The following is a 1,224-nucleotide window of genomic DNA, read 5'->3' as shown; positions in this document are numbered from 1 at the left end:
GGGTTCTACCCCGATTCTGCGGACACTTTCACTAAGATCCATACTGGGTCAAAGGAGTGTCCATGTCCAAGCGCAAGCGTTACAGCCCTGAGTACAAGCACGAGCTGGTCGAACTGGTCCGCCGATCGAAGTCGAGCTGTCGGAAGGTCGCCCTGGAGGTCGGGGTCCAACCGGCCCTGCTGACCCGCTGGGTGCGGGAAGCCGATGCCGGCGGAACCAAAGCTTTCCCAGGCGGCGGCACCCCACGCGACGAGGAGCTCGCCCGCACCAAGCGCGAGCTGGCGCGGGTGACCAAGGAGCGTGATTTCCTAAAAAGCGCGGCGGCGTACTTCGCGAAGCAATCACCGAACGGTACGCGGTGATTGAGTACTGCCGCACGGATTTTCCCGTACGAATGATGTGCCGTTGCCTTGAAGTATCGACCAGCGGTTTCTACGCCTGGTCCGGGCGAAAGCCAGGACCGCGGGCGCAGGACAACACGCGTTTGCTGGTGCGCATCCGTGAGATGCATGAGGACAGCAGGGGCGTCTTGGGCGCACCTCGGATGCACGAAGACCTGGGCGACGAGGGCGAAGGCGCCAGCCTCAACCGGGTGGCGCGTCTGATGGCGGCGAACGGGCTACAGGGCTGGCCGCAGCGAAAAAGGCGGCGGTTTGGCCAAAAGCCTGGCACGCGCCCCGTCGGGGTCGAGAACCTGCTGGAGCGGGATTTTGACGCCTTCGAGCCCGAGACCAAATGGGTCACGGATATCTCCGAGATCCTCACGGACGAGGGAAAGCTCTACCTGTGCGTCGTGCTGGATCTCTACTGCAAGCGGGTGATGGGCTGGTCGATGCACCATCGCCAGGACCGGCACATGGTGGTGCGCGCCATCCAGGCGGCGGTGTGGCAGCGAGAAGGCGACGCGGAAGTGATCCTACATTCCGACCGCGGCGGGCAATTCATTAGCGGCACCTACCAAAAGTTCCTGGGCGGCAACGCCCTCGTTTGCAGCATGAGCGCGGTCGGCCATTGCGGCGACAACGCGGCGTGCGAGGGGTTCTTCGGGGTGCTCAAGCGGGAGCGCGTGTACCGCACCCACTACCGGACCCGGGACGAAGCGCGTGCCGACCTGTTCGACTACCTGGAGCGGTTCCACAATCCGCGAATGCGTCGTAGAGTTGCCCGGCGTGATCGGGAGTTTCAGACCTTAATCAAACCGTCCGCGGAAACGGGGTAGAACCC

Annotated in this window: 1 protein-coding gene; it reads left to right on the top strand. The window is 63.6% G+C overall.

All coding sequences use genetic code 11. The annotated features are described in order from the left end of the window. The first annotated feature begins 62 nt into the window (after window positions 1–62). A protein-coding gene (locus ACYVGY_RS13620) for an IS3 family transposase (protein ID WP_460458041.1) occupies window positions 63–1,219 on the top strand; the annotation gives its coding sequence in 2 pieces (ribosomal slippage) (window positions 63–312 and window positions 312–1,219; 1,158 coding nt in all). The last annotated feature ends 5 nt before the right edge of the window (window positions 1,220–1,224 follow it).

The organism is Arenimonas alkanexedens, from assembly GCF_054781355.1.
The sequence above is the reverse complement of the archived record's forward strand: the minus strand, read 5'-3'. Positions and strand labels throughout refer to the sequence as shown.